The sequence below is a fragment of the Muricoccus vinaceus genome, from assembly GCF_042433125.1.
Taxonomy (GTDB): Bacteria; Pseudomonadota; Alphaproteobacteria; order Acetobacterales; family Acetobacteraceae; genus Roseomonas; species Roseomonas vinacea.
Genome location: NZ_JBHLVZ010000002.1, coordinates 481,574 through 504,839 on the forward strand (window position 1 = coordinate 481,574; position 23,266 = coordinate 504,839).

At 72.6% G+C, this 23,266-nt stretch carries 18 protein-coding genes; 8 read left to right on the forward strand and 10 right to left on the reverse strand.

The window, feature by feature from the left end; translation table 11 throughout:
• Positions 1–16 precede the first annotated feature (16 nt).
• Positions 17–361: a hypothetical protein gene (locus ACFFIC_RS04040; protein WP_377048800.1), complete on the reverse strand. Its 345-nt coding sequence runs from the start codon at positions 359–361 to the stop codon at positions 17–19.
• Positions 362–436: 75 nt separating this feature from the next.
• Positions 437–1,591, reverse strand: coding sequence for an acyl-CoA dehydrogenase family protein (locus ACFFIC_RS04045; RefSeq protein WP_377048801.1), 1,155 nt, complete (start codon positions 1,589–1,591; stop codon positions 437–439).
• Between ACFFIC_RS04045 and ACFFIC_RS04050 the strand changes: the two genes are divergently transcribed.
• Positions 1,590–2,273, forward strand: coding sequence for an NMCC_0638 family (lipo)protein (locus ACFFIC_RS04050; RefSeq protein WP_377048802.1), 684 nt, complete (start codon positions 1,590–1,592; stop codon positions 2,271–2,273). The genes ACFFIC_RS04045 and ACFFIC_RS04050 overlap by 2 nt on opposite strands.
• A gap of 9 nt (positions 2,274–2,282) precedes the next feature.
• On the opposite strand, the gene ACFFIC_RS04055 is transcribed toward ACFFIC_RS04050, so the two are convergent.
• Positions 2,283–5,693 (reverse strand): indolepyruvate ferredoxin oxidoreductase family protein, encoded by a 3,411-nt coding sequence (locus ACFFIC_RS04055; protein ID WP_377048803.1) that lies wholly within the window; start codon positions 5,691–5,693, stop codon positions 2,283–2,285.
• A gap of 135 nt (positions 5,694–5,828) precedes the next feature.
• Between ACFFIC_RS04055 and ACFFIC_RS04060 the strand changes: the two genes are divergently transcribed.
• Entirely contained in the window at positions 5,829–6,305 is a 477-nt protein-coding gene (locus ACFFIC_RS04060; protein WP_377048804.1) for an Lrp/AsnC family transcriptional regulator, read from the forward strand.
• Between the two features lie 9 nt (positions 6,306–6,314).
• On the opposite strand, the gene ACFFIC_RS04065 is transcribed toward ACFFIC_RS04060, so the two are convergent.
• Together ACFFIC_RS04065 and ACFFIC_RS04070 are read right to left on the reverse strand one after the other, a co-directional pair.
• Entirely contained in the window at positions 6,315–7,919 is a 1,605-nt protein-coding gene (locus tag ACFFIC_RS04065; RefSeq protein ID WP_377048805.1) for a hypothetical protein, read from the reverse strand.
• An 81-nt stretch (positions 7,920–8,000) separates the two neighbouring features.
• Positions 8,001–8,330 carry a hypothetical protein gene (locus tag ACFFIC_RS04070; protein WP_377048806.1) on the reverse strand — a complete coding sequence of 110 codons (330 nt, stop codon included), beginning with the start codon at positions 8,328–8,330 and terminating at the stop codon, positions 8,001–8,003.
• 111 nt (positions 8,331–8,441) lie between these two features.
• Between ACFFIC_RS04070 and ACFFIC_RS04075 the strand changes: the two genes are divergently transcribed.
• From ACFFIC_RS04075 to ACFFIC_RS04090, 4 genes are all read left to right on the forward strand, one after another.
• Positions 8,442–9,092, forward strand: coding sequence for an SCO family protein (locus ACFFIC_RS04075; protein WP_377048807.1), 651 nt, complete (start codon positions 8,442–8,444; stop codon positions 9,090–9,092).
• Positions 9,093–9,183: 91 nt separating this feature from the next.
• Positions 9,184–10,446, forward strand: a complete 1,263-nt coding sequence (serA, locus tag ACFFIC_RS04080; RefSeq protein WP_377048808.1) for a phosphoglycerate dehydrogenase — start codon at positions 9,184–9,186, stop codon at positions 10,444–10,446.
• A gap of 107 nt (positions 10,447–10,553) precedes the next feature.
• Complete coding sequence (locus tag ACFFIC_RS04085; RefSeq protein WP_377048810.1) at positions 10,554–12,254, forward strand: IlvD/Edd family dehydratase; 1,701 nt, start codon at positions 10,554–10,556, stop codon at positions 12,252–12,254.
• A gap of 7 nt (positions 12,255–12,261) precedes the next feature.
• On the forward strand, positions 12,262–13,746 hold the full coding sequence (locus ACFFIC_RS04090) for a mannitol dehydrogenase family protein (RefSeq protein ID WP_377048812.1): 1,485 nt from the start codon (positions 12,262–12,264) through the stop codon (positions 13,744–13,746).
• Positions 13,747–13,779: 33 nt separating this feature from the next.
• Here ACFFIC_RS04090 and ugpB read toward each other — a convergent pair whose 3' ends face one another.
• Positions 13,780–15,129 (reverse strand): sn-glycerol-3-phosphate ABC transporter substrate-binding protein UgpB, encoded by a 1,350-nt coding sequence (gene ugpB, locus ACFFIC_RS04095; RefSeq protein WP_377048814.1) that lies wholly within the window; start codon positions 15,127–15,129, stop codon positions 13,780–13,782.
• Positions 15,130–15,328: 199 nt separating this feature from the next.
• On the opposite strand from ugpB, the gene ACFFIC_RS04100 reads away from it, so the two are divergent.
• A complete protein-coding gene (locus tag ACFFIC_RS04100) occupies positions 15,329–16,618 on the forward strand; it encodes an amidase (RefSeq protein ID WP_377048815.1) in 1,290 nt (429 codons plus the stop codon).
• A 55-nt stretch (positions 16,619–16,673) separates the two neighbouring features.
• Here ACFFIC_RS04100 and ACFFIC_RS04105 read toward each other — a convergent pair whose 3' ends face one another.
• The 3 genes from ACFFIC_RS04105 to hflK form a co-directional block, all read right to left on the reverse strand.
• Positions 16,674–18,155, reverse strand: a complete 1,482-nt coding sequence (locus ACFFIC_RS04105) for a Do family serine endopeptidase (RefSeq protein ID WP_456306921.1) — start codon at positions 18,153–18,155, stop codon at positions 16,674–16,676.
• A gap of 266 nt (positions 18,156–18,421) precedes the next feature.
• The gene (gene hflC, locus ACFFIC_RS04110; RefSeq protein ID WP_377048818.1) at positions 18,422–19,321 is read right to left on the reverse strand and encodes a protease modulator HflC; all 900 of its coding nucleotides are present in this window, start codon (positions 19,319–19,321) and stop codon (positions 18,422–18,424) included.
• Complete coding sequence (gene hflK / locus ACFFIC_RS04115; protein ID WP_377048819.1) at positions 19,318–20,538, reverse strand: FtsH protease activity modulator HflK; 1,221 nt, start codon at positions 20,536–20,538, stop codon at positions 19,318–19,320. The genes hflC and hflK overlap by 4 nt, the downstream gene beginning before the upstream one ends.
• Positions 20,539–20,704: 166 nt before the next feature.
• On the opposite strand from hflK, the gene ACFFIC_RS04120 reads away from it, so the two are divergent.
• Positions 20,705–21,817: an Mrp/NBP35 family ATP-binding protein gene (locus ACFFIC_RS04120; protein ID WP_377048820.1), complete on the forward strand. Its 1,113-nt coding sequence runs from the start codon at positions 20,705–20,707 to the stop codon at positions 21,815–21,817.
• A gap of 23 nt (positions 21,818–21,840) precedes the next feature.
• Here ACFFIC_RS04120 and ACFFIC_RS04125 read toward each other — a convergent pair whose 3' ends face one another.
• The gene (locus ACFFIC_RS04125) at positions 21,841–23,238 is read right to left on the reverse strand and encodes an amidohydrolase (protein ID WP_377048821.1); all 1,398 of its coding nucleotides are present in this window, start codon (positions 23,236–23,238) and stop codon (positions 21,841–21,843) included.
• Positions 23,239–23,266 lie beyond the last annotated feature (28 nt).

Below are 23,266 nucleotides of genomic sequence, written 5' to 3' on the forward strand. Positions count from 1 at the left end.
GCGCGAGGAGGGGCGGTCAGCGCGTGCGGACGGGCCCGGAGGTGCCGCCGCGCGACCCGGCCATGGTGCTTCCGAGCAGGGCGCCCGCAAGGGCGGGAAGGAGCAGCCCGGCGACGGGCCCCGCGAGGCCCGGGCCGGTGTCGGCCGGCAGGACCGCCCCTGGCGGCGCCGCGGCCGGGATGCGGGTGCCGCTGCCGGCGGGGCGGGCGGCCAAGCGCGGCGCGCTGCGGGGCGGGACGACCACGCCGCCTTCCGCCGGAACGACGACGCTGCGCACCTGGCCCTGGGCCAGGGCGGGCTGCCCGGCGGCGAGCAGGGCGAGGAGCGCGAGGGAGGATGCCGGGAGGCGCCTGCGAAACATGGTGGCTCCTTCTTCCCCGGCCGCACCAATTCGTTTCGATACTGTGCCGAACGATCTTCGCCGGGTCAAGGCGGCTCAGCGGCGGCCCAGCAGGTGGCGGCCGATGATCACGCGCATGATCTCGTTGGTGCCCTCGAGGATGCGGTGCACGCGGAGGTCGCGCACGAGCTTCTCCACGCCGTAGTCGTGCAGGTAGCCGTAGCCGCCAAGAAGCTGGAGCGCCTCGTCCGCGACGCGGTGGCCGGTGTCGGTGGCGAAGCGCTTGGCCATGGCGCAGAACGGGCCCGCATCGGGCGCCTTGTTGTCCAGCTTGGCGCAGGCGCGCCAGAGGAGGGAGCGGGCCGCCTCCAGTTCGGTCGCCATGTCGGCGAGGCGGAACTGGGTGGCCTGGAAGTCCGACACCGCCTTGCCGAAGGCGCGGCGCTCGCGGGTGTAGTCCAGCGCGATGTCGAGCGCGCGCTGCGCGCCGCCGAGGGAACAGGCGGCGATGTTCAGCCGGCCGCCGTCGAGTCCCGCCATGGCCATGCGGAAGCCCTGTCCTTCCTCGCCCAGCAGGGTGCCGGCGCCCAGGTGGGCGTCCTGGAAGTCCATGGTGCGGGTGGGCTGGGCGTTCCAGCCCATCTTCTTCTCGTTGGCGCCGAAGGAAAGGCCCGGCGTGTCCTTGGGAACGAGGAGGGCGGAGATGCCGTCGGGCCCCTCCCCGCCGGTGCGGACCATGGTGAGGTAGAGGTCCGAGGCGCCCGCGCCGGAGATGAACTGCTTGGAGCCGTTCAGCACATAGCCCTCGTTGTCGCGGGCGGCGCGGGTGCGCAGCGCCGCGGCATCGCTGCCCGATCCCGGCTCGGTCAGGCAGTAGGAGGCGAGGCGCTCCATGGTGATCAGGGAGGGCAGGTGCTCGGCGCGCTGGGCCTCGTTGCCCCAGCGGTCGATCATCCAGGCCACCATGTTGTGGATGGAAAGGAAGGCGGAGGTGGTGGGGCAGCCGGTCGCCAGCGCCTCGAACACGACGGCGGCGTCCAGGCGGGTGAGGCCGGCGCCGCCCGATTCCTCCCGCACGTAGAGGGCGGCCATGCCGAGGGCCGCCGCCTGGCGCATCTCCTCCACGGGGAAGTGGCGGGTGGCGTCCCATTCAAGGGCCCTGGGGGCCAGCACGTCGCGGGCGAAGTCCTGGGCGACCTCCTGCAGGGCGCGGGTGTCCTCGGGGAGGTCGAAGGCGCTATCCAGGGGCATGACCGTGTTTCCTCGTTTCGCTTATTGGCGCCGCTCGCTGCGGCGGCGTCCAGCCTGGCTTCTCGCGGCGGCGTTGCTCCTGGCCGGGCCGGCGCGGGCGGCGGCGCCGCTGACGGAGGAGACGGCGGCGGCCATGGGCAGCTTCATGCAGATCTGCGCTTCCGTGCTGACCGGCGGCGACAGCGCCGCGGCGGCGCGGGAGGCGGGCTTCGCCGCGATTCCGGCCGAGCGCGCGGGGGCGCTGCTGCGCGGTGCGCGGGGGCGGGCGATGGTCGCCCGGGGCGAGGCCATCGGGGCGATCGTGCTGATCCTGTCCGAACGGCCCCAGGGATGCTCCATGCGGTTGCAGCGGATGGATGCCGAAACGGCTGAGGCGCTGTTCGTGCGGCTGGCGGAGCGGGTGGCGCGGCCGGGGCTGGCGGTGACGCGCGCCTTTGACGGCTCCGTGCCGGTGCCGGGGGCGAGGCCCGCGCGGCAGATCACCTTTCGCATCTCGCCCCCGCCGGGCGCGGCTTCGGACTTCGCGCTGGCTTTCACCGGCAATGACGATCCGGCGGCGGGCACCCAGGGGGTGCTGACCTTCGGAACGCTGGCACCGCGCCCGGCCCAGGCGCCCGGCGGGACGCAAGCGCCCGGCGGGACGCAAGCGCCCGGCGGGACGCAAGCGCCCGGGCGGAACTGAGGGCGGGGATCACTCCGCCGCCAGGACCATGGCCGGGGCATCGAGGCGAGCGGCGATCGAGGCCAGCCGCGGGCGAGTGCGCTCGATGTTGCGGTCCTTCACGGGGCCGAAGCCGCGGATGCCACCCCAGGCCTCCACCCATTCGCGGATGACGGGCAGGGTGGCGGCGTCCAGGCGGGGGAGCAGGGCCTCCAGGCCGGCGCGGAACTCGGCGATCAGGGCGCGTTCGGTGCGGCGCTCGGCGGTGCGGGCGAAGGGGTCCAGCGCAGTGCCGCGGAGGACCTTGCCGTGGCGCAGCAACCCCATGGCGCGGAGCATCCAGGGACCGAAGCTGCGCTTGGCCGGGCGGCCGGTGTCGGGATCGACCGGGGAAAGGAAGGGCGGCGCGAGGTGCAGCACCGCGTGCTTCGTGCCCGTGAACTGCGCGCGCAGGCTCGCCTGCCAAGCGGGGTCGGCATGGAGGCGGGCGACCTCGTACTCGTCCTTGTAGGCCATGAGGCGGTGGAGCTGGACGGCCACCGCGCGGGCGAGGGCCTCGTCGGCGCCCGGCGTCGCGCGCACGCGGGCGACGAAGCCGGCATAGTCCCGGGCGTAGGCGGCGTTCTGATAGGCGGTGAGGTCGGCGCTGCGGCGGGCGATGAGGGCGTCCAGCGTTTCCGGCACGCGCGGGGCGGCGGGGGCCTCCAGCGCGGCGGCGCGGCCGAGGGCGAAGGCGCGCCTGTTCGTCTCCACCGCCGTGCCGTTGAGCTCGAGCGCACGGTCGATGGCGGCCAGCGTCAGCGGCAGGAGGCCGCGCTGGAAGGCGGTGCCGAGCAGGAAGACGTTGAGGAAGATGGCGTCGCCCAGCGCCTCTTCGACGCGGTGGGAGGCGGGGAGCGCCACGAGGTCTCGGGAGGCGGCGCGGAGGTTGTCGAGCACGGCGGCCGAATCCGCGCGGGGCGTGCCGAGGAGGAAGCCGGCGGTGGCGGCAAGATCGGCGTTGACCACCGTCGCGGTGCGGTCGGCCGAGAGCAACGGGCGGACGGAAGCGCCGTGGGCGCCGATGGCGTCGGCGGCGATGAGCAGGTCCGCCTGGCCCGCGCCGATGCGGGGGCCGGCGAGGGTCTCGGCCGCGGCGCCCTCGGCGCCCATGCGGAGTTGGGCCTGCACGCCGCCGCCCTTCTGGGCCAGGCCGAGCTGGTCCATCGTGCGGACGGGGCGGCCGTCGATGTGGGCGGCCATGGCGAGGATGGCCGAGAGCGCCGTGACGCCCTGGCCGCCGATGCCCGCGAGAACGATGTTCCAGGCCTCGCCGCGCAACGCGGGCGGGGTGGGGTCGGGGAAGTTCGTGGGCGCGGCGGCGGATCCCGGGTGGGCCGCGACCTCGGCGCCCTCCAGCGTGACGAAGGAGGGGCAGAAGCCCTTCAGGCAGGAGAAGTCCTGGTTGCAGGCGCTCTGGTCGATGGCGCGCTTCTGGCCGAACTCGGTTTCCACGGGCTGCACCGCGAGGCAGTTGGACTGCACGCCGCAATCGCCGCAATCCTCGCAGACGCGGGGGTTGATCACCACGCGCTTGCCGGCCGCGGGGGCGGTGCCGCGCTTGCGGTGGCGGCGGCGCTCGGTCGCGCATTCCTGGTCGAAGATGAGGACGGTGACGCCCTCGGTTTCGCGCAGCTCCTTCTGCACGGCGTCCAGGCGGTCGCGGTGATGGAAGGCGATCCCGCGGGGCATCAGCGGGTCGCCCTGGTGGCGCTCGGGGTCGTCGGAAACGACGACGACGCGGGCGGCGCCCTCGGCGGCCATCTGGGCGGCGATGCGGGGCACCGTCATCTCGGCCTCGGGCGTCTGGCCGCCGGTCATGGCGACGGCGCCGTTCACCAGCACCTTGAAGGTGATGTTGGCCTTGGCCGCGATGGCCGCGCGGATGGCCAGGCTGCCCGAGTGGGAATAGGTGCCGTCACCGAGATTGGCGAAGACGTGGCGCGTGTTCACGAAAGCCATCTGGCCGAGCCAGGGCGTCCCCTCCCCGCCCATCTGGGTGAAGACGTCGGTGGAGCGGTCCATCCAGGTGGCCATGTAGTGGCAGCCGATCCCGGCCAGGGCGCGCGAGCCCTCCGGCACCTTGGTGGAGGTGCTGTGGGGGCAACCCGGGCAGAACCAGGGCTGGCGCAGCGCGATGGGGTCGGTGGCGGCGCGGGCCAGGGCGTCGAGCGCCGCGAGGCGGGCGGCCATGGAATCGGGGCGGGCCTCGCGCGGCAGGCAGGCGTCCAGCGCCCGGGCCACCGCGGCGGCGTCGAGTTCGGTCAGTTCGGAAAGGAGCGGCGTGCCGTCGGCGTTGCGCTTGCCGGTGATGCGGGGGGCGCCCGCGGTGCCGTAGAGGGCGTCGCGGAGCTGGGCCTCGAGAAAGGAGCGGCGGTCCTCGACGACGAGGATTTCCTCCAGGCCCGAGGCGAAGGCGCGGGCGGCCTCCGCGTCCAGCGGCCAGGCGAGGCCGACCTTCCAGATGCGCAGCCCCAGCAGCCGGGCGGCCGTGTCGTCGATGCCGAGGTCCAGCATGGCCTGGCGGAGGGTGGCGTATGCCTTGCCGCGCGCGGCGATGCCGAAGCGCGGCCGGGGCGCATCGAGCGCGATGCGGTCCAGGCCGTTGGCGCGGGCGAAGGCGATGGCGGCGGGAAGGCGCGTGAGGCGGAGGCGGCGTTCCTGGGCGAGGACCACGTCGCGCAGGCGGATGTGGCGGCCGTCCTCGCCCTCGAAGTCTCCCTCGGGGATCACGGGGCCCCAGGCGGGGTCGATGCGGAAGGTGGCGCTGGCGTCCATGGTGTCGGCGACGCACTTCATGGCGGCCCAGGTGCCGGCGAAGCGGGAGAGGGCGAGGCCCTTGAGGCCGAATTCCAGGATTTCGCCAACGCCCGAGGGGTCCAGGAAGGGAATCTCCAGGTCCATGAAGGCGTGGTCGGAGGCGTTGGCCACGGTGGAGGACTTGGCGGAGGGGTCGTCGCCGGCGAGCGCCAGCACGCCGCCCAGCGGCGCGGTCCCGGCCATGTTTGCGTGGCGCAGGGCGTCGCCGCTGCGGTCCACGCCCGGACCCTTGCCGTACCAGATGGAGAAGACGCCGGCCCTGGTGCCGTCGTTGAACAGGTTGGCCTGCTGGCTGCCCCAGGCGGCGGTGGCGGCCAGGTCCTCGTTCAGGCCGGGCTGGAAGACGATGCCGGCCTCCAGCAGGCGCCTCGCCTGGCGGTGGAGTTCCTTGTCGTAGGTGCCGAGCGGGCTGCCGCGATAGCCGGTCACGAAGCCGGCGGTGTCGTGGCCGGCGGCCAGGTCGAGCGCGCGCTGGGCCATCGGCAGGCGGACCAGGGCCTGGATGCCGGTCATCAGGACGGGTTCGGTGCCGGATTCCCAGCGGTCGTCCAGCTTCACCGTCGCGCGTTGGATGCTTCCCATGGACGGCTCCTTTCCGGTGCTCGTTCTCGGCACTGATATGGTGAAGGATGCGCCTTAAGCCCCGGTGGTTTTCTATCGTTTTCTGTTGTGCACCGCCGTGGAAACAGAAGAAGCTTCTGCAAAAAGGGGGAAACGGTGGAAACAACGGATCGGCGGGCCCTGGACGCGACGGACCGGCGCATCCTGCGGGCGCTGGCGCGGCGCGGGCGGCTCTCCAACGCGGAGCTGGCCGAGGAGGTGGGGCTCTCGCCTTCCCCGTGCTGGACCCGGGTTCGGCGGCTGGAGTCGGCCGGGGTGATCCAGGGCTATGCCGCGCTGCTGGACCAGGCGTCGCTGGGCCTGCCGGACACGGTGTTCCTGGAGGTGATGATGGAGAAGCACGACGAGGCCGCGCTGCGCCGCTTCGAGGAGGCGGTGAACGCCATCCCGGAGATCCTGGAATGCCACCTCGTGACCGGCGAATACGACTACATCATCAAGGCCGCGGTGAACGGAACGGCGGGGTACGAGGCGCTGCTGCGGGAAAAGGTTTACCGCCTGCCGGGCGTGCGGCACACGCGGAGCGCCTTCACGCTGCGCTGCCTGAAGCGGGAGATCTCGGCCCTGGTGTGAAGGGGCGCCTCACCAGGGGATGTCCGTGGCGGGCACGGTGGGCGGGCAGAGCGGCAGGGGCGCGTCCAGCACCAGAACGGCAAAGGGCGCGACCGCGAGGTTGTTGTAGGTGAGGTCGGCGCTGGAGAACTGGAAGCCGAGGCTTGCCTGGTGCGTGCCCTCGACGACGCCATCGCTGATCGCCTCGACGGCCAGGGCGCGTGGGGCGGACCAGTCGGCGGCGGTGAAGACAATGGTCTGCCGGTCCGCCGGGGTGCCGCCGCCAGTGGCCACCCGCAGCTCCGCTCCGGCGGTGACGGTGACGGTGACGGGGGCGGTGGGGCGCGCGGACAGGGCGAGGGTGACGAGGTCGCCCGCACCGGCTTCGGTGACCTGCGTGGCGGCGCCGGTTTCGACCAGCACCAGGCTGCGGGCGGTGTCGTTGTCCACCACGCCCACGTTCAGTCCTATGCCCGTGAGCGCGCCGAATCCCGTGTCCGTGCTGGTGGCCGCCATGGACAGGAAGGCGATTTCCGCCCCCTCCGTCAGCGCGTCGTCCAGCGCGCCGACGGTGATGACGTGCGGGATGTTCCAGTCGGCCGGCTGGATGGTGGCGAGAACGCTGTGCAGGGACGGCGCCGCGCCGCCTGTGCCCAGGGTGAGGTCGCCATCGGCGGTGATGCTCACCGTGACGGCGGCCGTCGGCATGCGCGACAGGGTGATGGAGAAGCTGTCGCCCGTGCCGCCCTCCGCCACGGCGGTGGAGCCGCCGGTGTGGGCGATCACGAGACTGGCGGGTGGTGGCGGCGGGGAGGCGGGCGGCGGTTCGGGCGGGGAGACGGGTGGCGATACGGGCGGCGACACCGGGGGTGATACGGGCGGCGACACGGGCGGCGACACTGGCGGCGACACCGGAGGTGATTCCGGGGGCGACACTGGCGGTGATACGGGTGGCGACACCGGAGGTGACTCCGGGGGCGAAACGGGTGGGGAGACGGGCGGGACGGGCGTGGTGTCCTGGTCCGTCACGTTCATCACCTGCACACCCAGCGCGAAGGCGGCCTCGTTCAGGCCGTCGGAGGCGGCGATCAGCACCTCGCGCAGCGTGCCGCCTTCGCGCAGCAGGTCGACGCCGTCACGCAGCTTGAGGGTGTTGCCGGCGATCTCGAACAGGGCTTCGTCCGGCCAGAGCACGCGGAAGGAGATGCTGCCGGCGGGACTGTCGGGGTCGTCGGCCACGAGGCTGCCGATCGCACCGCCGATGTCGGTCTCGAGCACCGCGCCGCCGGTGGAGAACCGGAGGTTGGAGGGGGCGGTGTCGTCCACGCCGAGCAGCGCGACGTTCCAGCCACCGGCCAGCGTTTGCCAGGTGCCGGCGTTCCGGATGGAGAGCTGAAAGCTGAGAACAGGGTCCGCACCCGGCCCGTAGGCCTCGCGGTCGAGCGAAAGGGCCGGGGTGATGGTGACACGGCCGTAGGTGCCGAGGCTGGCGGTGAACAGGCTGGCCGCCTCGCCCGTGAGCGCGACCCCGGTGAGGCCCGACGTGCCCTTGAGGATAAGGCTCGCGGTCCAGTCGCCGGGTCGGTTGTTCTCAAGGATGGTGGCGGGCACGCTGCCCGAAACGGTGATCGCCATCCCCTGCCCTTCGCGCCAGACCGACGCGGGGCAGGATGGACGGGTCGCGTGAAAGCGGGATTAAACCCCGCCCACGGGCCTTCAGGCGGCGGCGGAGCCGGGGCGCGGGTCCTCGATCAGGGCGCGCATGGCGCGGGCCCAGCGGGAGGCGTTGCCGAGCAGGCTGTCGAGGGTGCGGACCGGCAGGCCCTCGGCGAATTCCAGCGCGGTGACGGCACGGGGATCCCAGCCGGCGGCCACGGCATCCACCACGTCCTGGTCCTGCGTCGCCCGCACCAGGCCGCGGAGCTGGCGCGCGGCCAGGAGGATGCGGGCGGCGGCCTCGTGCCGCAGGGGCTCGGGCAGGTTGTCGTTGGCAATCCCGGCCAGGCTCTCGAGGGCGGGAATCTCGTACGCGGGGGTGGCAGACATCGTCTCGCTTGTCCTTTCGGGCCCAGCGGCCAAACCCCGGGGGGCGGGCGGCAGGGCTGCAAACGTGCCTACCCCATCCCCGGTTGCCCGGCCTGCGCTATATGGGGGGCCATGACCCGCGCAATCCGCATCGCCGTCCTTCTTCTCGTTGCCGCCCTGGGGGGGCTGTGGGGGGCGGCCTTTCTGGCACGCGCGCCCGGGGAGGGGCTCGGCGCCTCCTTCGCGCGCCTGGTGGGCGGGGCGGCGCCCAGCGCGGGGGGCGTGGCCCTGCCGGGCGGGGTGAGCCTCGGCGGTCCCTTCACGCTGGTGGACGGCGGCGGGCGGACGGTGACGGAAGCCGACCTGCGCGGAAAGCTCTCGCTGGTGCTGTTCGGCTTCACCTTCTGCCCGGATGTCTGCCCGACGGAGCTTCAGGCGATCGCCCAGACCATGGACCTGCTGGGAGCGCAGAACACGCAGGTCCGGCCGGTGTTCATCACCGTGGACCCGGAGCGGGACACGCCCGCGAAGATGAAGGAATATGTGGAACAGTTCCACCCGGCCATCACGGGGCTGACGGGCACGCCCCAGCAGGTGGCGGCCGCGGCACGGGCCTGGCGGGTCTATTACAGCAAGGTCACGCCGCCGGGCTCCACCGAGTACCTGATGGACCATTCGGCCTTCACCTACCTCATGGGCCGTGACGGGTCGCTGCGGGCGCTGTTCCGCCCGGGCGCGACGCCCGAGGAGATGGCGGCGGCCGTCAGGGCGAACCTCGGCTAGCCACGCCGCCGCCGGGAAGCAGGCCCCGCGATCCTGCCGTGCGCCCGGCGCGGTTGCGCGGAGGGGGGCGCTTCGGGCACTCAGGGGCACCATGCCCGACGCCCTCCCCTCCCCCGCGCCCATGTCCCTGGCCAAGGACAAGATCCGCATCCTGTTGCTGGAGGGGATCTCCGACAGCGCGGTCGCGACGCTGAACGCGGCCGGCTACACCAACATCCGGCGCGAGAAGAAGGCGCTGGACGAGGCGGCGCTGCGCGAGGCCATCAAGGGCGTCCACCTGCTGGGCATCCGGTCCCGCACGCGCGTGACGGAGGCGGTGCTGGCCGAGGCGGACCGGCTGATCGCGGTGGGGTGCTTCTGCATCGGCACCGACCAGGTGGACCTGGCGGCGGCGCGCAAGCGCGGCATTCCCGTGTTCAACGCGCCCTTCTCCAACACGCGCTCGGTGGCCGAGCTGGTGATGGGGGAAATCGTGATGCTGCTGCGCGGCATCCCCGGGCGGTCCAACAGCGCGCATGTGGGCGTGTGGGACAAGTCGGCGGCCGATAGCCGGGAGGTGCGCGGCAAGACGCTGGGGATCGTGGGCTACGGCAATATCGGCGCCCAGGTCTCCGTGCTGGCCGAGGCCTTCGGGATGCGCGTGACCTACTACGACGTGATCCCCAAGCTGCCGCACGGCAACGCGCTGTCCGTGCCTTCCCTCCGCGCGCTGCTCGAGGGGGCGGACGTGGTGACGCTGCACGTGCCGGAGACGGCGGCCACGCAGAACCTGCTCGGCGCGGACGAGATCGCGCTGATGAAGCCGGGCGCGATCCTGATCAACAACGCCCGCGGGCGGGTGCTGGACCTCGATGCCCTGCGCGCCGCGCTGGAGAGCGGGCATCTGGGCGGCGCGGCGGTGGACGTTTTTCCGGAGGAGCCGGAAAAGAACACCGATCCCTTCCACACGCCGCTGCAGGGCGTGCGCAACGTGATCCTGACGCCGCATATCGGCGGCAGCACGATCGAGGCGCAGTCCCGCATCGGTGAGGAGACCGGGCGCAAGCTGACGGACTACTCCGACATGGGCGCGACGCTGGGCGCCGTGAACTTCCCCGAGGCGGTGCTGCCCGCCCGCCAGCGGGGCGCCCGCTTCCTGCACGTCCACGGCAACCATCCGGGGACGCTGGCCGCGATCAACGAGGTGTTCACGCGGCGCGGCGCCAACATCGCCGGCCAGTACCTGCAGACGGATTCCGAGATCGGCTACGTGGTGGTGGATGCCGAGGGGCTCCAGGACGTGAACGTGGTGCTGGAGGAGCTGCGGGCCCTGCCGGGCACGGTGCGGGCACGGCTGCTCTACGAGCGGGGCTGATCGGGCGGTTCCCGAAGCCGGCAGCCGCCGGGACGATTGACAAGGCGGCCGCCCCGCGCACTCTCCCCCCTGCCCTGGCTAGGCCATGGGAAACGGGGGAGCGGCGGATGGCCAAGGGCTTGCGCAAGGGTCTGACAAGCTACGGGGATGCGGGGTTCTCGCTGTTCCTGCGCAAGGCCTTCATCAAGGCGGCCGGTTACTCGGACGACGCGCTGGACCGGCCGATCATCGGGATCACCGACACGGCCAGCGACTTCAATCCCTGTCACGGCAACGCGCCGCAGCTGATCGAGGCTGTCCGGCGCGGGGTGATGCTGTCGGGGGGGCTTCCGATGGCCTTTCCGACCATCTCCATCCACGAAAGCTTCGCGCACCCGACCTCCATGTACCTTCGCAACCTGATGGCGATGGACACGGAGGAGATGGTCCGTGCCCAGCCGATGGATGCGGTGGTCCTCATCGGCGGCTGCGACAAGACGCTGCCGGCGCAGATCATGGGGGCGGCGAGCGCCGGCATCCCGGCCATCGTCGTGCCCGTGGGGCCGATGGTGGTGGGGCACCACCGCGGGGAGGTTCTCGGGGCCTGCACGGATTGCCGGCGGCTCTGGGGGCAGCACCGCGCGGGCAAGATCGACGAGGCGGAGATCGAGGTGATCTCGGGCCGGCTCGCGCCCTCGGTCGGCACCTGCATGGTGATGGGCACGGCCAGCACCATGGCCTGCATGATCGAGGCGATGGGGCTCTCCCTGCCCTACAGCGCCGCCATCCCGGCGCCGCATGCGGAGCGGCTGCGGAGCGGCGAGGCGAGCGGGCGCGCGGCGGTGGAGATGGCCAGGCGCGGCGGCCCGGCGCCCAAGGCGCTGCTGACGGCGGGATCGCTGCGCAACGCCATGACGGTGCTGCAGGCGATCGGCGGCTCCACCAACGGGCTGGTGCACCTGGCGGCCATCGCAGGGCGCGTCGGGCTCAAGGTGGACCTGGAGGAGTTCGACGAGATCGGGCGGCGGGTGCCGGTGCTGGTGGACCTCAAGCCCTCGGGCGACCACTACATGGAGCACCTGCACCACGCGGGCGGCGTGCCGCGGCTGCTGCAGGAGCTGGAGCCGCACCTCGACCTCGACGCGCCGACGGTGCTGGGGGGCACGCTAGCGGATTACCTGAAGCTGGCGGAGGAGGTGCCGGGGCAGACGGTGATCCGGCCCCGCAGCGCGCCGCTGAAGGAAACCGGCGGGATGGCGGTGCTGCGCGGGAACCTCTGCCCGGGCGGCGCGGTGATCAAGCACGCCGCGGCCACCGCCTCCCTTTTGCAGCACACCGGGCGCGCGGTGGTGTTCGACAGCGTGGAGGACATGACCAACCGCGTGGACGACCCCGACCTGGAGGTGTCGGCCGAAGACGTGCTGGTGCTGCGCAACGCCGGGCCGAAGGGCGCGCCGGGCATGCCGGAGGCGGGCTACCTGCCCATCCCGCGCAAGCTGGCGCAGCAGGGCGTGAAGGACATGGTGCGGATCTCGGATGCGCGCATGTCGGGCACGGCCTTCGGCACCATCGTGCTGCACATCACCCCGGAATCGGCGGTGGGCGGGCCGCTCGCGCTGGTGCGGACGGGCGACCGGATCGCGCTGGACGTGGAGCGGCGCCGCCTCGACCTGCTGGTGGACGAGGCGGAGCTGGCGCGGCGCGCGGCGGAGGTGGTGCCGCCCCGCCCCGCCCCGAAGCGCGGCTACGCGAAGCTGTTCCACGACACGGTGCTTCAGGCCGACCAGGGCTGCGACTTCGACTTCCTGGCCGGCGAGGACGAGGAATAGCCGCATCGTGGACCCGGTGGGCCTCAGCCGCGCGAACCTCGCGCGGGTCGTGCCGCCCGTGCGGGTGCCGGGCTACGACCCGGCGCGGGTGCGCGCCGGGATCGTGCATCTCGGGCTCGGCGCCTTTCACCGCGCGCACATGGCCCGCTACACGCACGCGCTGATGGAGCGGCGCGCGGAGGCGCTGGGCTGGGGGATCATCGGCGCGGGGCTGTTGCCGGGAGACCTGCGGATGCGGGAAAGCCTGGCGCCGCAGGACGGGCTCTACACCCTCGTGGAGCGCGACGGGGCGGCGGAGACGGCCACCGTGATCGGCTCCCTGGCCGGGGTGGTGTTCGCCGGGGAGACGACGGAGCCGCTGCTTTCGCGGATGGAGGATCCGGCGATCCGCATCGTCAGCCTGACGGTGAGCGAGAATGGGTACTGCCTGAACCCCGCGACGCGGCGACTCGACCCGGAGCACCCCATGATCCGCGCGGACCTGGCGGCACCGGCGCGGCCGCGCAGCGCGATCGGCGTGGTCGTGGAGGCGTACCGGCGGCGCATGGCCGGGGGGCACGGGGCCTTCACGGCGCTGACCTGCGACAACATCCAGAACAACGGCGACGTGCTGCGCGATGCCGTGCTGTCGCTGGCGCGGATGCGCGACGGGCGGCTCGCGGGATGGATCGAGGAGCACGGCGCGTTCCCGGACACGATGGTGGACCGGATCACGCCGGTGACGCGGCCGGGGCACTTGGCGCATCTGGAGCGCGAATACGGGCTGCGCGACCGCTGGCCCGTTTTCGCCGAAAGCTTCACGCAATGGGTGATCGAGGATCGCTTCGCCAGCGGGCGGCCCGAGTGGGAGGAGGTGGGGGCGCAGTTCGTGCCCGATGTCGCGCCCTACGAGATCATGAAGCTGCGGTTGCTGAACGGAAGTCACCTGGCCATCGCGGCACTGGGGCGGCTGATGGGGCACCGCTTCGTGCACGAGGTGATGGCCGATGCCCGGATGCGCGCCTTCATGGCCGCGCTCATGGACCGCGAGACGGGGCCGACGCTGGAGCCCGTGCCCGGGATCGGGCTTGGCGACTACAAGCGCACGCTCGTCGCGCGCTTCGCCAACCCGGCGATCGAGGACACGGTGGAGCGCATCAACACGGATGCGCCGGTCAACCTGCTGGTGATGCCGATCGAGGCGAGCCTGGCGATCGGCGGAGAGGTGGAGCTTCTGGCGCTGGCGCTCGCCGCCTGGATGCGGCGGCTGCAGGGACGCGACGACCGGGGGGAGGCGATCGAGATCCGGCACCCGCTGGCGGCGCTGCTGCAGGAGAAGGCGGCGGAGGGTGGGCCCGATCCGATGCCGCTGCTCTCCATCGGGTCGCTGTTCGGCGGCCTGGCGGGGCAGGCACGCTTCGTCGGGGCGCTGCGGCGGTGGCTGGCGTCGCTGCATGAGGTGGGCGCGTCCGCGACGCTGGATCGCGCGGCGCGGGAGGGCCGCCTCGGGTGAAGCGGGCGGGGATCTCTCCCCGCCCTTCGTTTGTCAGTTGTTGCGGTTGGTGCGCTCGAAGTTGCGGAGCACCTGGTTGCCGCGCGTGTTCATGTTGGCCAGCGACTGCTGCGCGGTCTGCCCGCCCTGGAAGGCGCGCTCCATCTCCTCCTGGACGATGTTGCGGATCTCGATGAAGCCGCCGAGGCGGATGCCGCGGCTGTTCGCCGTGGGCTCGCCGCCGCGCAGCATCTGCTCGATCGGCACGTCCGCGCCGGGGTTGCGGGCGTAGTAGTTCTGGCTGCGGCTCAGCTCATAGGCGGCCCGTGTGACAGGGACGTAGCCGGTGTCCTGGTGCCACTTGGCCATCACGGCGGGGCTGGTCGCGTAGCGGAAGAACTCGGCGACGCCGCGCCATTCCTCGGTGCTGCGCGTGTTGCTCGGCCCCCGGTTCATCGACCACAGGGCGGCGCCGCCGATGATGGAGTTGCGGGGCGTCGTGCCCTCGTAATAGGGCAGCATGGCCGCGCCCCACTGGAAGCGCGCCTCGCGCTCGATCCGTCCGCGCAGGCCGGAGGAGCCGAAGGCGATGGCGCATTCGCCGGCGGAGAAGAGCGGGTCGGCCGTGGAGTCGCGGCCGCCGTAGCGGAACAGGCCGTCGCGCTGCCAGCGGACGAGGTTCTCGAGGTGCTTGACCATCAGCGGGTTGGTCAGGTTCAGCTCGGTGTTCAGCCCCTCGAAGCCGTTGGCGCGGCTGGCGAGCGGCACGTCGTGGATGGCGAGCAGTTCCTCCACCATCACCCAGCTCGGCCAGGAGGTGGTCATCGGGCAGGCGATGCCGGCAGCCTTCAGCTTCACCATCGCCTGCTCCACGCCTTCCCAGGTCTGGGGGAAGGTGTTCGTGTCCAGGCCGGCGCGCTGGAACATGTCCTTGTTGTAGAAGGCGATGGCGGTGCTGCTGTTGAAGGGCATGGCCATCAGCCGGCCGTCCGCGGTGCTGTAGTAGCCGGCGACGGGGCCGATGAAGTCGCGCGTGTCGATGGCCACCCCGGTCTCGGCCAGCATCTCGTGCAGCGGCTTCACGGCGCGGCCGGCGGTCATCATCGTGCCCGTGCCGACCTCGAACATCTGCACGATGTGCGGGGCCGTGTTGGCGCGGAACGCCGCGATGGCGGCCACCACCGTCTCGGCATAGCTGCCGCGGAAGGAGGGGACGACCTTGTAGCGGTTCTGGCTGGCGTTGAAGTCGGTCGCGATCTGCTCGAGCTGCGGGCCGGCGGGCGGCGTCAGGCCGTGCCAGAACTGAAGCTCAATGGGCTGGCCCGAGGGGGCCTGGGCCTGGGCGGGTGCCCAGGCGAGGGCGGAGAGCGCGAGGGCGCTGGCCGCGAGTGTGCGTCGCCGCATGGGCACGAAACCTCCTTGGTGGTTGGGTGCCGCTGGAGCTAGCGGCCCTTTGTTGCAGCGAGCTTACAGGGATGCGACGGATTTGTGGAAGGCTGCTCGCCCGGTTGTGGAAGGGCGGGCATCGCGGCGGGTGCGGCCGGGGCAGTGGACGCGGAGGCGCGGATTGCCCAGCATCCCCTCCCCTGCCAGGGAGCGCCGCATGACCGACCTGTTCCGCCTTTCCGCCAGCGTCCTGGCCCGCCGCATGCGGGCGGGCGAGGTTTCCGCCGTGGCGGTGATGGAGGCGCATCTGGACGCCATCCGGGCGCGCGAGCCATCGCTGCGGGCCTTCGCGCACCTGGATGAGGCGGCAGCACTGGAGGGCGCGCGGGCGGCGGACCGGCATCTGGCCAGGGGAGGCGCCGCGGGACCCCTTCACGGGCTGCCGCTGGGCGTGAAGGACGTGCTGGACGTGGCGGGGATGCCGTCCGGCTACGGCTCGCCCATCTGGGAAGGCTTCGTGCCCCGGGCGGATTCCGCGGCCGTCGCGCTGGCGCGCGCGGCGGGAGCGGTGGTGATCGGCAAGACCGTGACCACGGAGTTCGCCACGCGCCGGCCGGGGCCCACCGCCAATCCCGTCAACCCCGCGCACACGCCGGGCGGGTCCTCCTCGGGCTCCGCGGCCGGGGTGGCGGCGGGGTTCTTCCCGCTGGCCTTCGGGACCCAGACGGCGGGCAGCGTGCTGCGGCCGGCGGCCTTCTGCGGCGTGGTCGGTTACATGCCGTCTCACGGCGCAATCCACCGGGCGGGCATGAAGGTGATGAGCGAGACGCTCGATACCATCGGGGCGCTGGCGCGGACGGTGGCCGATTGCGCGCTTCTGGTGGGGGCGATGACGCGGGCCGAGCCGGGCGACCCTGCGGCGCGGCCGGACCGGGCGCCGCGGTTGCTGCTCTGCCTGGGGGATGCGGCGCAGGCAGCGCCGGAGACGCTGGCGCTGATGGAGCGCGCGGCGGAGGCGGCGGGCCGCGCCGGGGCGACGGTGACGCGGGGGGAGATGCCGGCGGCCGTGACGGCGGCGGCGGCGGCGCATCCGGTGGTGATGAACATGGAAAGCGCGCAGGCCCTGGCCTGGGAACTGGCGCATCACCGAGAGGCGGTATCTGACGTGCTCCGGGAGAAGCTGGAACCCGCGGCGGCGATGCCGGCCTCGGCACTGGCCGCGGCGCGCACGGCCTTCGCCGCGGCGCGGGCCGCCTTTCCCGGTGTGATCGCGGATTTCGACGCGGTGCTGACGCCGGCCGCGCCCGGCGAGGCGCCGGCGGGGCTGGAATGGACGGGCGATCCCGTCTTCAACCTTCTCTGGACGGCGCTGGGCGCGCCGGCGGTCAGCGTGCCGGCCGGGCTCGGGCCGCGCGGGCTGCCGCTGGGCGTGCAGATCGTGGCCGCACCGGGTCGTGACCGCGATGCCCTGCTCTGGGCCGAGTGGATGCGCCAGGTGCTGGAATAGAAAAAAGGCGCCGGAGGCTTGAGGCCCCCGGCGCCCTTGCGGTGGCGCGCCGCCGCTAGTTGCGGCGCTGGTTGCCTTCCTCGCGGATGCGCAGCGGCACGAAGCGCTGGCCCTGGGCACCCTCGATCAGCAGCAGTGCGCTGGCGCGGTTCTGGCGGCGCAGGGCTTCGATACGGGTCTGCAGCTCCTGGGGCGTGTTCACCCGCTCCTGCTGAACCTCCACGATCACGTCGCCCGGGCGCAGGTCGCGCTCGGCGGCGTTGCCGCCCTGCTCGACGTCGGTGATCAGCACGCCGCGCTGCTCAGGGCGCAGGCTGAAGCGCTCGCGCGCCTCCGGCGTGATGGGGCCGACCTTGAGGCCGAGGCCCTGGAGCTCCACCACCTGGCTGCGGGGCTGGGCGGGGGTGGCGCCACGGGCCTGGGCCTCCGCCTGGTCCGCCGGGAGCTCGGCGATGGTGACGTTGAGCGTCTCCTCCTTGCCGTCGCGCCACACCGTCACCGGGGCCTCGGTGCCGACGCGGGTTTCGGCCACGATTCGCGGCAGGTTGCGCATCTCGCGGACGTCCTGGTTGTTGAAGCGCAGGATGACGTCGCCGTTGCGGATGCCGCCCTTGGCGGCCGGGCCGTCCTCCTGCGCGCGGGCAACGAGGGCGCCGCGCGAGCCGCCGCGCAGGCCGAGGCTTTCCGCGATCTCGTCCGTCACCTGCTGGATGTTCACGCCGAGCCAGCCGCGCCGCACGCGTCCGCCGTCGCGCAGCTGGGCCACGATGCCGCGCGCCAGGTTGGACGGGATGGCGAAGCCGATGCCGATGGAGCCGCCGGAGGGCGAGTAGATGGCGGTGTTGATGCCCACCACCTTGCCGGCCATGTCGAAGAGCGGGCCGCCCGAGTTGCCGCGGTTGATGGCGGCGTCGGTCTGGATGAAGTCGTCGTAGAGGCCCTGGCGGATGTCGCGCGAGCGGGCGGAGACGATGCCGGCCGAGACGGAGGAGGCGAGGCCGAAGGGGTTGCCGATGGCCAGCACCCAGTCGCCGACCTGCGCGTCGTCGGAATTGCCGAAATCGACCGAGGTGAGCTGCCGGTCGGTCTTGATGCGCAGCACGGCGATGTCCGTGCGCGGGTCGGTGCCGACCAGCTCGGCCGGAAGGGTGGTGTTGTCGTTCAGGACGACGTTGATGTCGGTGCCGCCCTCCACGACGTGGTTGTTGGTCACCACCAGCTTCTCGGCGGCGTCGATGATGAAGCCGGAACCGAGCGACGTGCCGCGGCGCTGCTGCTGCGGCGGCTGGCCTGGACGCTGGCCGGGGCCACCCTGGCCGGGCGGGCGGTTGCGCTCGAGGAAGTCGCGGAAGAACTCCTCAAAGGGGCTGCCGGGGGGGGCCTGGGGCGCGTCAGGGGCGTCCGGCCGGGCGGCGTTGCGGGCGGTGGGGGCGGTGCTGACCTGCACGCTGACCACGGCGGGGAGAAGCTGCTGCGCGAGGGGACGGAAGGACGTGGGAGCGTCGCGCATCGGCGTCTGCGCGAGGGCTGGGCCCATCGGCGCCGCGGCGAGGGCTGCGATGAGCGCGAGCGTGGTCGAGATCGGCAGTCGGAAGCGCACGGGCACGTTCCCTTCGAAGGGGGGTGATCAGGCTGATGGACGACAATTGGGCCGAACCGGCGGCCGGGAAAGGGCCTTCCTGTTACAAAGGGCGACCGCAGTCATCACGGCTCGGTGGGATGTAACTCCTTGCCAAAAAGAAATGGCCCGCTCCCGGGAGGGAGTGGGCCATTCCGGCTCACGTTCCGGCCGCGCGGGACCGTTCAGGGCGTGGCGGCGGGCGCCGGCTCGCCGCCGGGCTGGGGCAGTTCGCGGAAGAAGCGGAAGAACTCGCTGTCCGGGGACAGGAGCAGGCGCGATTCCCCGCCCTCGGAGAAGGCCTCGCGATAGGCCTGCATGGCGCGCCAGAAGGCGAAGAACTCCGGGTCGCGCTGGAAGGCATCGGCCGAGATGCGGATGGCCTCCTGCTCGCCCTGGCCGCGCAGGATGTCCGCGCTCGCGCCGCCCTCGGCCAGCAGCACCGTGCGGTCGCGGTCGGCATTGGCGCGGATGCGGGTGGCCTGCTCGGCGCCCTCGGCGCGGGCCTCGCGGGCCACGCGCTCGCGCTCGGACTGCATGCGGGACAGAACCGCCTGGGTGTTCTCCTCCGGCAGGTCGGCGCGGCGGATGCGGACATCGGCCACCTCGATCCCGAAGCGCTTGGCCTCCACGTTCACCTGGTCGCGGATCTCGTTCATCACGCGCAGGCGCTCGGCGGAGAGAACGGACAGCAGTGATTCGTTACCGAGCACGCGGCGCAGCGACGAGGAGACGATCGAGGCCAGGCGCCCGCGGATGCCGCTCTCGGCCACGCCCGCGGTCTGGAAGAAGAGCAGCGGGTCGGTGATGCGGTAGCGGGTGAAGCTGTCCACGATCAGGCGGCGCTGGTCGCCCAGGATCAGCTCCTCGCCGGGCGCCTCGAAGTCCAGCAGGCGGCGGTCGAGCGCGATCACGCTCTGGATGAAGGGCACCTTCATGTGCAGGCCGGGCGACTGGATCACCCGCACGGGCTGGCCGAACTGCGTGATCAGCACCTGCTGCGTCTGCTGCACGGTGAAGAGCGACGAGGCGGCGGTGACGAGCAGCACCGCGACCGCGACGGCGGCGATGGTCAGGCGGTTCATCGGGCGGCTCCCGGCTGCGGCGCGCGTGGCGGGGGCGACATGCTGGGGACGCTGCCGGCGGCCGCGGCGGCGGCCGGCGCGGGGCGTCCGGCCGGCTGGGCGGGCCGCCCGCCATCGAGGTTCAGCAGCGGAACGAGACCCTGGAGGCGGTTGTCCACGATGATCTTCGGATTGCGGCGGAAGATCTCCTCCATGGTCTCCAGGTAGATGCGGCGCATGGTGACGTCCTTGGCCGTCTGATAGGAGGAGAGCACGGAGATGAACCGTGCCGCCTCGCCGCGGGCCCGGGCGATCTGGCTGTCCTTCTGGCCCTGCGCCTCCTGGATCATCCGCGCGGCCTCGCCGCGCGCGCGGGGGATGATGTCGTTGCGGTAGGATTCCGCCTCGTTGCGGGCGCGCTCGCGGTCCGCGTTGGCGCGCTGGACGTCGCGGAAGGCCTCGATGACGGCGCCGGGCGGATCGACCTTCTGGAGCTGCACCTGGGTGATCTCAACGCCCGCGCGGTACTGGTCGAGGATGGCCTGGGTGCCGAGACGCACCTGCTGCTCGATCTGGGCGCGCGCCTCGGTCAGCGCCGGCTGGATCGGGGTGCGGCCGATCACCTCGCGCATCATGCTCTCGGCGGCGGACTTCACCGTCACCTCGGGGTTGCGCGTGTTGAACAGGTACTCGCCGGCGTCGCGGATGCGCCAGAACACGGCGAAATCGATGTCGATGATGTTCTCGTCGCCCGTCAGCATCATGCTTTCCTCGAGCACGTCGCGGGACGGGGTGGGGCGCTGGGCGATGGCACCGGAATCGACGGCGCTGCGGAAGCCGACATCGACGCGGTTGATGCGGGTGACGCGCGGCGTGGTCACGCTCTCCACCGGCCAGGGAATGCGGTAGTTCAGGCCGGGCGGCGTGGTGCGGGAGAAGGCGCCGAAGCGCATCACCACGCCCTGCTCGTCGGGCTGCACGCGGTAAAACCCGGAGGCACCCCAGGCCGCGATGGCGAGAATGCCCAGAACGGCCAGGCCCTTGCCGCCGCCACGCCCGCCACGCGGCAGCCAGCGCCGCACGGTTTCCTGCGCCTGGCGGATCGCCTCGTCGAAGTCGGGTCCGCGGCCGCTGCCGCCGCTTCCGCCGGGGGGCGGGACGCCCCAGGGGCCTTGCGGACGGTTGTTGCCGCCGGGGGATCCCCATGGGCTCGGTCCGCCGCTGTTGTTCCACGGCATGGGCCGGTCAGTCTCCCTCTCGGTAAAGGCACGGCCCCGCCCGCTTGCGCGGGGTGGGGGCCGCCCATATGGCATTCCCGTTCTGCGTATCGTGTTCGGCGCCCCCGGTTCTGGCGCCGTTCCGGGCATGTCGCCATGTTGGCCGGGTTGCAGGAGTTTTCAAGCGATGGTGAGCGGTCTGGAGGCGGCGGTGCGGGCGGCGCTGGCGCGGGTGCGCGAGCCCGCCTCGGGGCGCGACATCGTTTCGGCCGGGATGGTCGGGGGCCTGGCGGTGCGGGACGGCATGGTGCAGGTGGAGCTTCTGGTGCCACGCGAAAGGGCGCGGGCTATGGAGCCGCTGCGCGCCGCGGTGGAGGCGGCGGTGCGCGCGGTGCCCGGCGTTCTCTCGGCGAGCGTGGTGTTGACCGCGCATCGCGACGCGCCGCCCTCCCCTGCCCCGGCCGCAGCGCCGCACGCGCATGGCGCGCGGCCGCAGGCGGCGATGCTGTTGCAGGAGGTGGGCGCGGTGATCGCGGTGGCCTCCGGCAAGGGCGGCGTGGGCAAGTCCACCACGGCGGTGAACCTTGCCGTGGCGCTGGCCGGAAAGGGCCTTCGCGTCGGCCTGCTGGATGCGGATGTGTACGGGCCTTCCCTGCCGCAGATGCTGGGCACGCACGAGAAGCCCGACACCGCGTCGGGGCGGATCGTGCCGATCTCGCGCTGGGGGCTGAAGGCCATGTCGATCGGCTTCCTGGTGGACCAGGAGACGCCGATGGTGTGGCGCGGGCCGATGGTCATGGGCGCGCTGGAGCAGATGATGTCCCAGGTGGAATGGGGCGCGCTGGACGTGATGGTGGTGGACATGCCGCCGGGCACCGGGGACACGCAGCTCACCATGTCCCAGCGCGTCGCGCTGCGCGGCGCGGTGATCGTGTCCACGCCGCAGGACGTGGCGCTGCTGGACGCGCGGCGCGGCATCCGCATGTTCGAGAAGGTCAGCGTGCCCGTTCTCGGGCTGGTCGAGAACATGAGCTACTTCTGCTGCCCCAACTGCAACCACCGCACCGAGATCTTCGGGCATGGCGGGGCGCGCGCGGAGGCGGCGCGGCTCGGCGTGGAGTTCCTGGGCGAGCTGCCGCTGACGCTGGCGGTGCGGGAACTGTCGGACGCGGGACGGCCGGTGGTGCTGGCGGCGCCGGATTCGCACGAGGCCGCCGCGTATCGCGCCATCGCCGACCGCGTGTGGGAGAAGGCCTCGGCGCCCGCCGGCGCGGCGGGGCCGAGGATCGTGGTGGACTAGGCTCCGCCCAGGTTGGGCGCCGCTCAGGCGACCCCGCTGCCGGTGAAGTCCGCGACCATGTGCAGCATGGCCCGCAGCCCCGGCAGCAGGCCTGCTTCGTCCACGCGGAAGCGGGGCGAGTGGTTGGTGGGCACCTGCCGCGGATCGAGGCCGGGCGCGGTGACGCCGACGTTGAAGAAGACGCCCGGCACCGCGCTGGAGAAGTAGGCGAAGTCCTCCGCCGCCAGGCCCGGCGGCATGTTGCGCAGCGCGCCCTCGCCGGCCACGCGGGCGAGGGTTGGCGCCATGCGCTGGGTGAGCGCGACATCGTTGGCCATGGAGGGATAGCCGTTGGGCATCCAGGCGACCTCCGCGCGGCCATCCATGCCCTGGGCGATGCTCTCGGACACCTCCTTCACGCGGCGCATGATGAACTGGCGGCGCTCCTCGTCGTAGGTGCGCAGCGTGCCGTTCATCGTCGCGCGGTCGGGGATGATGTTGGAGCGGTTGCCGCCGTGGAACTGCCCCACGGTGAGCACGGAGGGCGAGGCGCCGCTGTCCACCTGGCGGCTCTGGATGGTCTGCAGCGCGGAGATGATCTGCGCGCCGATCACGATGGGATCCACGCCGCCCCAGGGGCGCGCGCCATGGGTCTGGCGGCCGTGCACGGTGATGGTGAACTCGTCCGCGCTGGCGGCCGCGGGGCCGGGGCGGTAGCCGAGCGTGCCGGCGGTGAGGCCGCTGACCACGTGCAGGCCGAAGACGGCGTCCGGCTTCGGATCGTCGAAGGCGCCTTCGGCCAGCATGCGGCGGGCGCCGCCGATCTCGCCATTGGGCAGGTTCTCCTCGGCCGGCTGGAAGAGAAGGACCACCGTGCCGCGCAGGTCCGCACGGTGCTTCGCCAGCACCTCGGCGGCGGCCATGAGGATGGCGGTGTGGCAGTCATGGCCGCAGGCATGCATCACGCCGACTTCCTGCCCGCCCCACATGGTCTTCGCGCGGGAGGCGAAGGGCAGGTCCACCTCCTCGGCGACGGGAAGGGCGTCCATGTCGGCGCGCAGCGCGATGGTGGGCCCGGGGCCGCCCTCGCCCTTCAGGGTGGCGACGATGCCGGTGACGGCGACCTTGTCGCGTACGGTGTAGCCGAGGCCGCGCAGATGGGCGGCGGCCAGCGCGGAGGTGCGGTTCTCCTGATTCCCGAGCTCGGGGTTCTGGTGGATGTCGCGCCGCCAGGCGATCATCCGCGCCTCGATCGCGCGGGCGGACTGGTCGAGGGCGGCGTGCAGCGGGCGGGCCGGGGCGGGCGCGAGGGCGGCGGCGGGCGGCATCTGCGCGAGGGCGGCGGCCGGAAGGGCGCAGCAGGCGCAGGCGGCGAGAAAGCCGCGGCGGGAGGTGCCGGGCGCGTCGGCGACCAGGCGGCTGCGCGGGGGGCGGAGGAACATGCGGGGCGGCTCCGGGCTTGAGGGGGGC

Coding starts and splice junctions, on each gene's coding strand:
- ACFFIC_RS04125 (WP_377048821.1), bottom strand. CDS start 23,238: ATGTTCCTCCGCCCCCCGCGCAGCCGCCTGGTCGCCGACGCGCCCGGC.
- hflK (WP_377048819.1), bottom strand. CDS start 20,538: ATGCCGTGGAACAACAGCGGCGGACCGAGCCCATGGGGATCCCCCGGC.
- ACFFIC_RS04050 (WP_377048802.1), top strand. CDS start 1,590: ATGACCGTGTTTCCTCGTTTCGCTTATTGGCGCCGCTCGCTGCGGCGG.
- ACFFIC_RS04100 (WP_377048815.1), top strand. CDS start 15,329: ATGACCGACCTGTTCCGCCTTTCCGCCAGCGTCCTGGCCCGCCGCATG.
- ACFFIC_RS04085 (WP_377048810.1), top strand. CDS start 10,554: ATGGCCAAGGGCTTGCGCAAGGGTCTGACAAGCTACGGGGATGCGGGG.
- ACFFIC_RS04070 (WP_377048806.1), bottom strand. CDS start 8,330: ATGTCTGCCACCCCCGCGTACGAGATTCCCGCCCTCGAGAGCCTGGCC.
- ACFFIC_RS04120 (WP_377048820.1), top strand. CDS start 20,705: ATGGTGAGCGGTCTGGAGGCGGCGGTGCGGGCGGCGCTGGCGCGGGTG.
- ACFFIC_RS04105 (WP_456306921.1), bottom strand. CDS start 18,155: ATGGGCCCAGCCCTCGCGCAGACGCCGATGCGCGACGCTCCCACGTCC.
- ACFFIC_RS04065 (WP_377048805.1), bottom strand. CDS start 7,919: ATGGCGATCACCGTTTCGGGCAGCGTGCCCGCCACCATCCTTGAGAAC.
- ACFFIC_RS04045 (WP_377048801.1), bottom strand. CDS start 1,591: ATGCCCCTGGATAGCGCCTTCGACCTCCCCGAGGACACCCGCGCCCTG.
- hflC (WP_377048818.1), bottom strand. CDS start 19,321: ATGAACCGCCTGACCATCGCCGCCGTCGCGGTCGCGGTGCTGCTCGTC.
- ACFFIC_RS04055 (WP_377048803.1), bottom strand. CDS start 5,693: ATGGGAAGCATCCAACGCGCGACGGTGAAGCTGGACGACCGCTGGGAA.
- ACFFIC_RS04075 (WP_377048807.1), top strand. CDS start 8,442: ATGACCCGCGCAATCCGCATCGCCGTCCTTCTTCTCGTTGCCGCCCTG.
- ugpB (WP_377048814.1), bottom strand. CDS start 15,129: ATGCGGCGACGCACACTCGCGGCCAGCGCCCTCGCGCTCTCCGCCCTC.
- ACFFIC_RS04040 (WP_377048800.1), bottom strand. CDS start 361: ATGTTTCGCAGGCGCCTCCCGGCATCCTCCCTCGCGCTCCTCGCCCTG.
- serA (WP_377048808.1), top strand. CDS start 9,184: ATGCCCGACGCCCTCCCCTCCCCCGCGCCCATGTCCCTGGCCAAGGAC.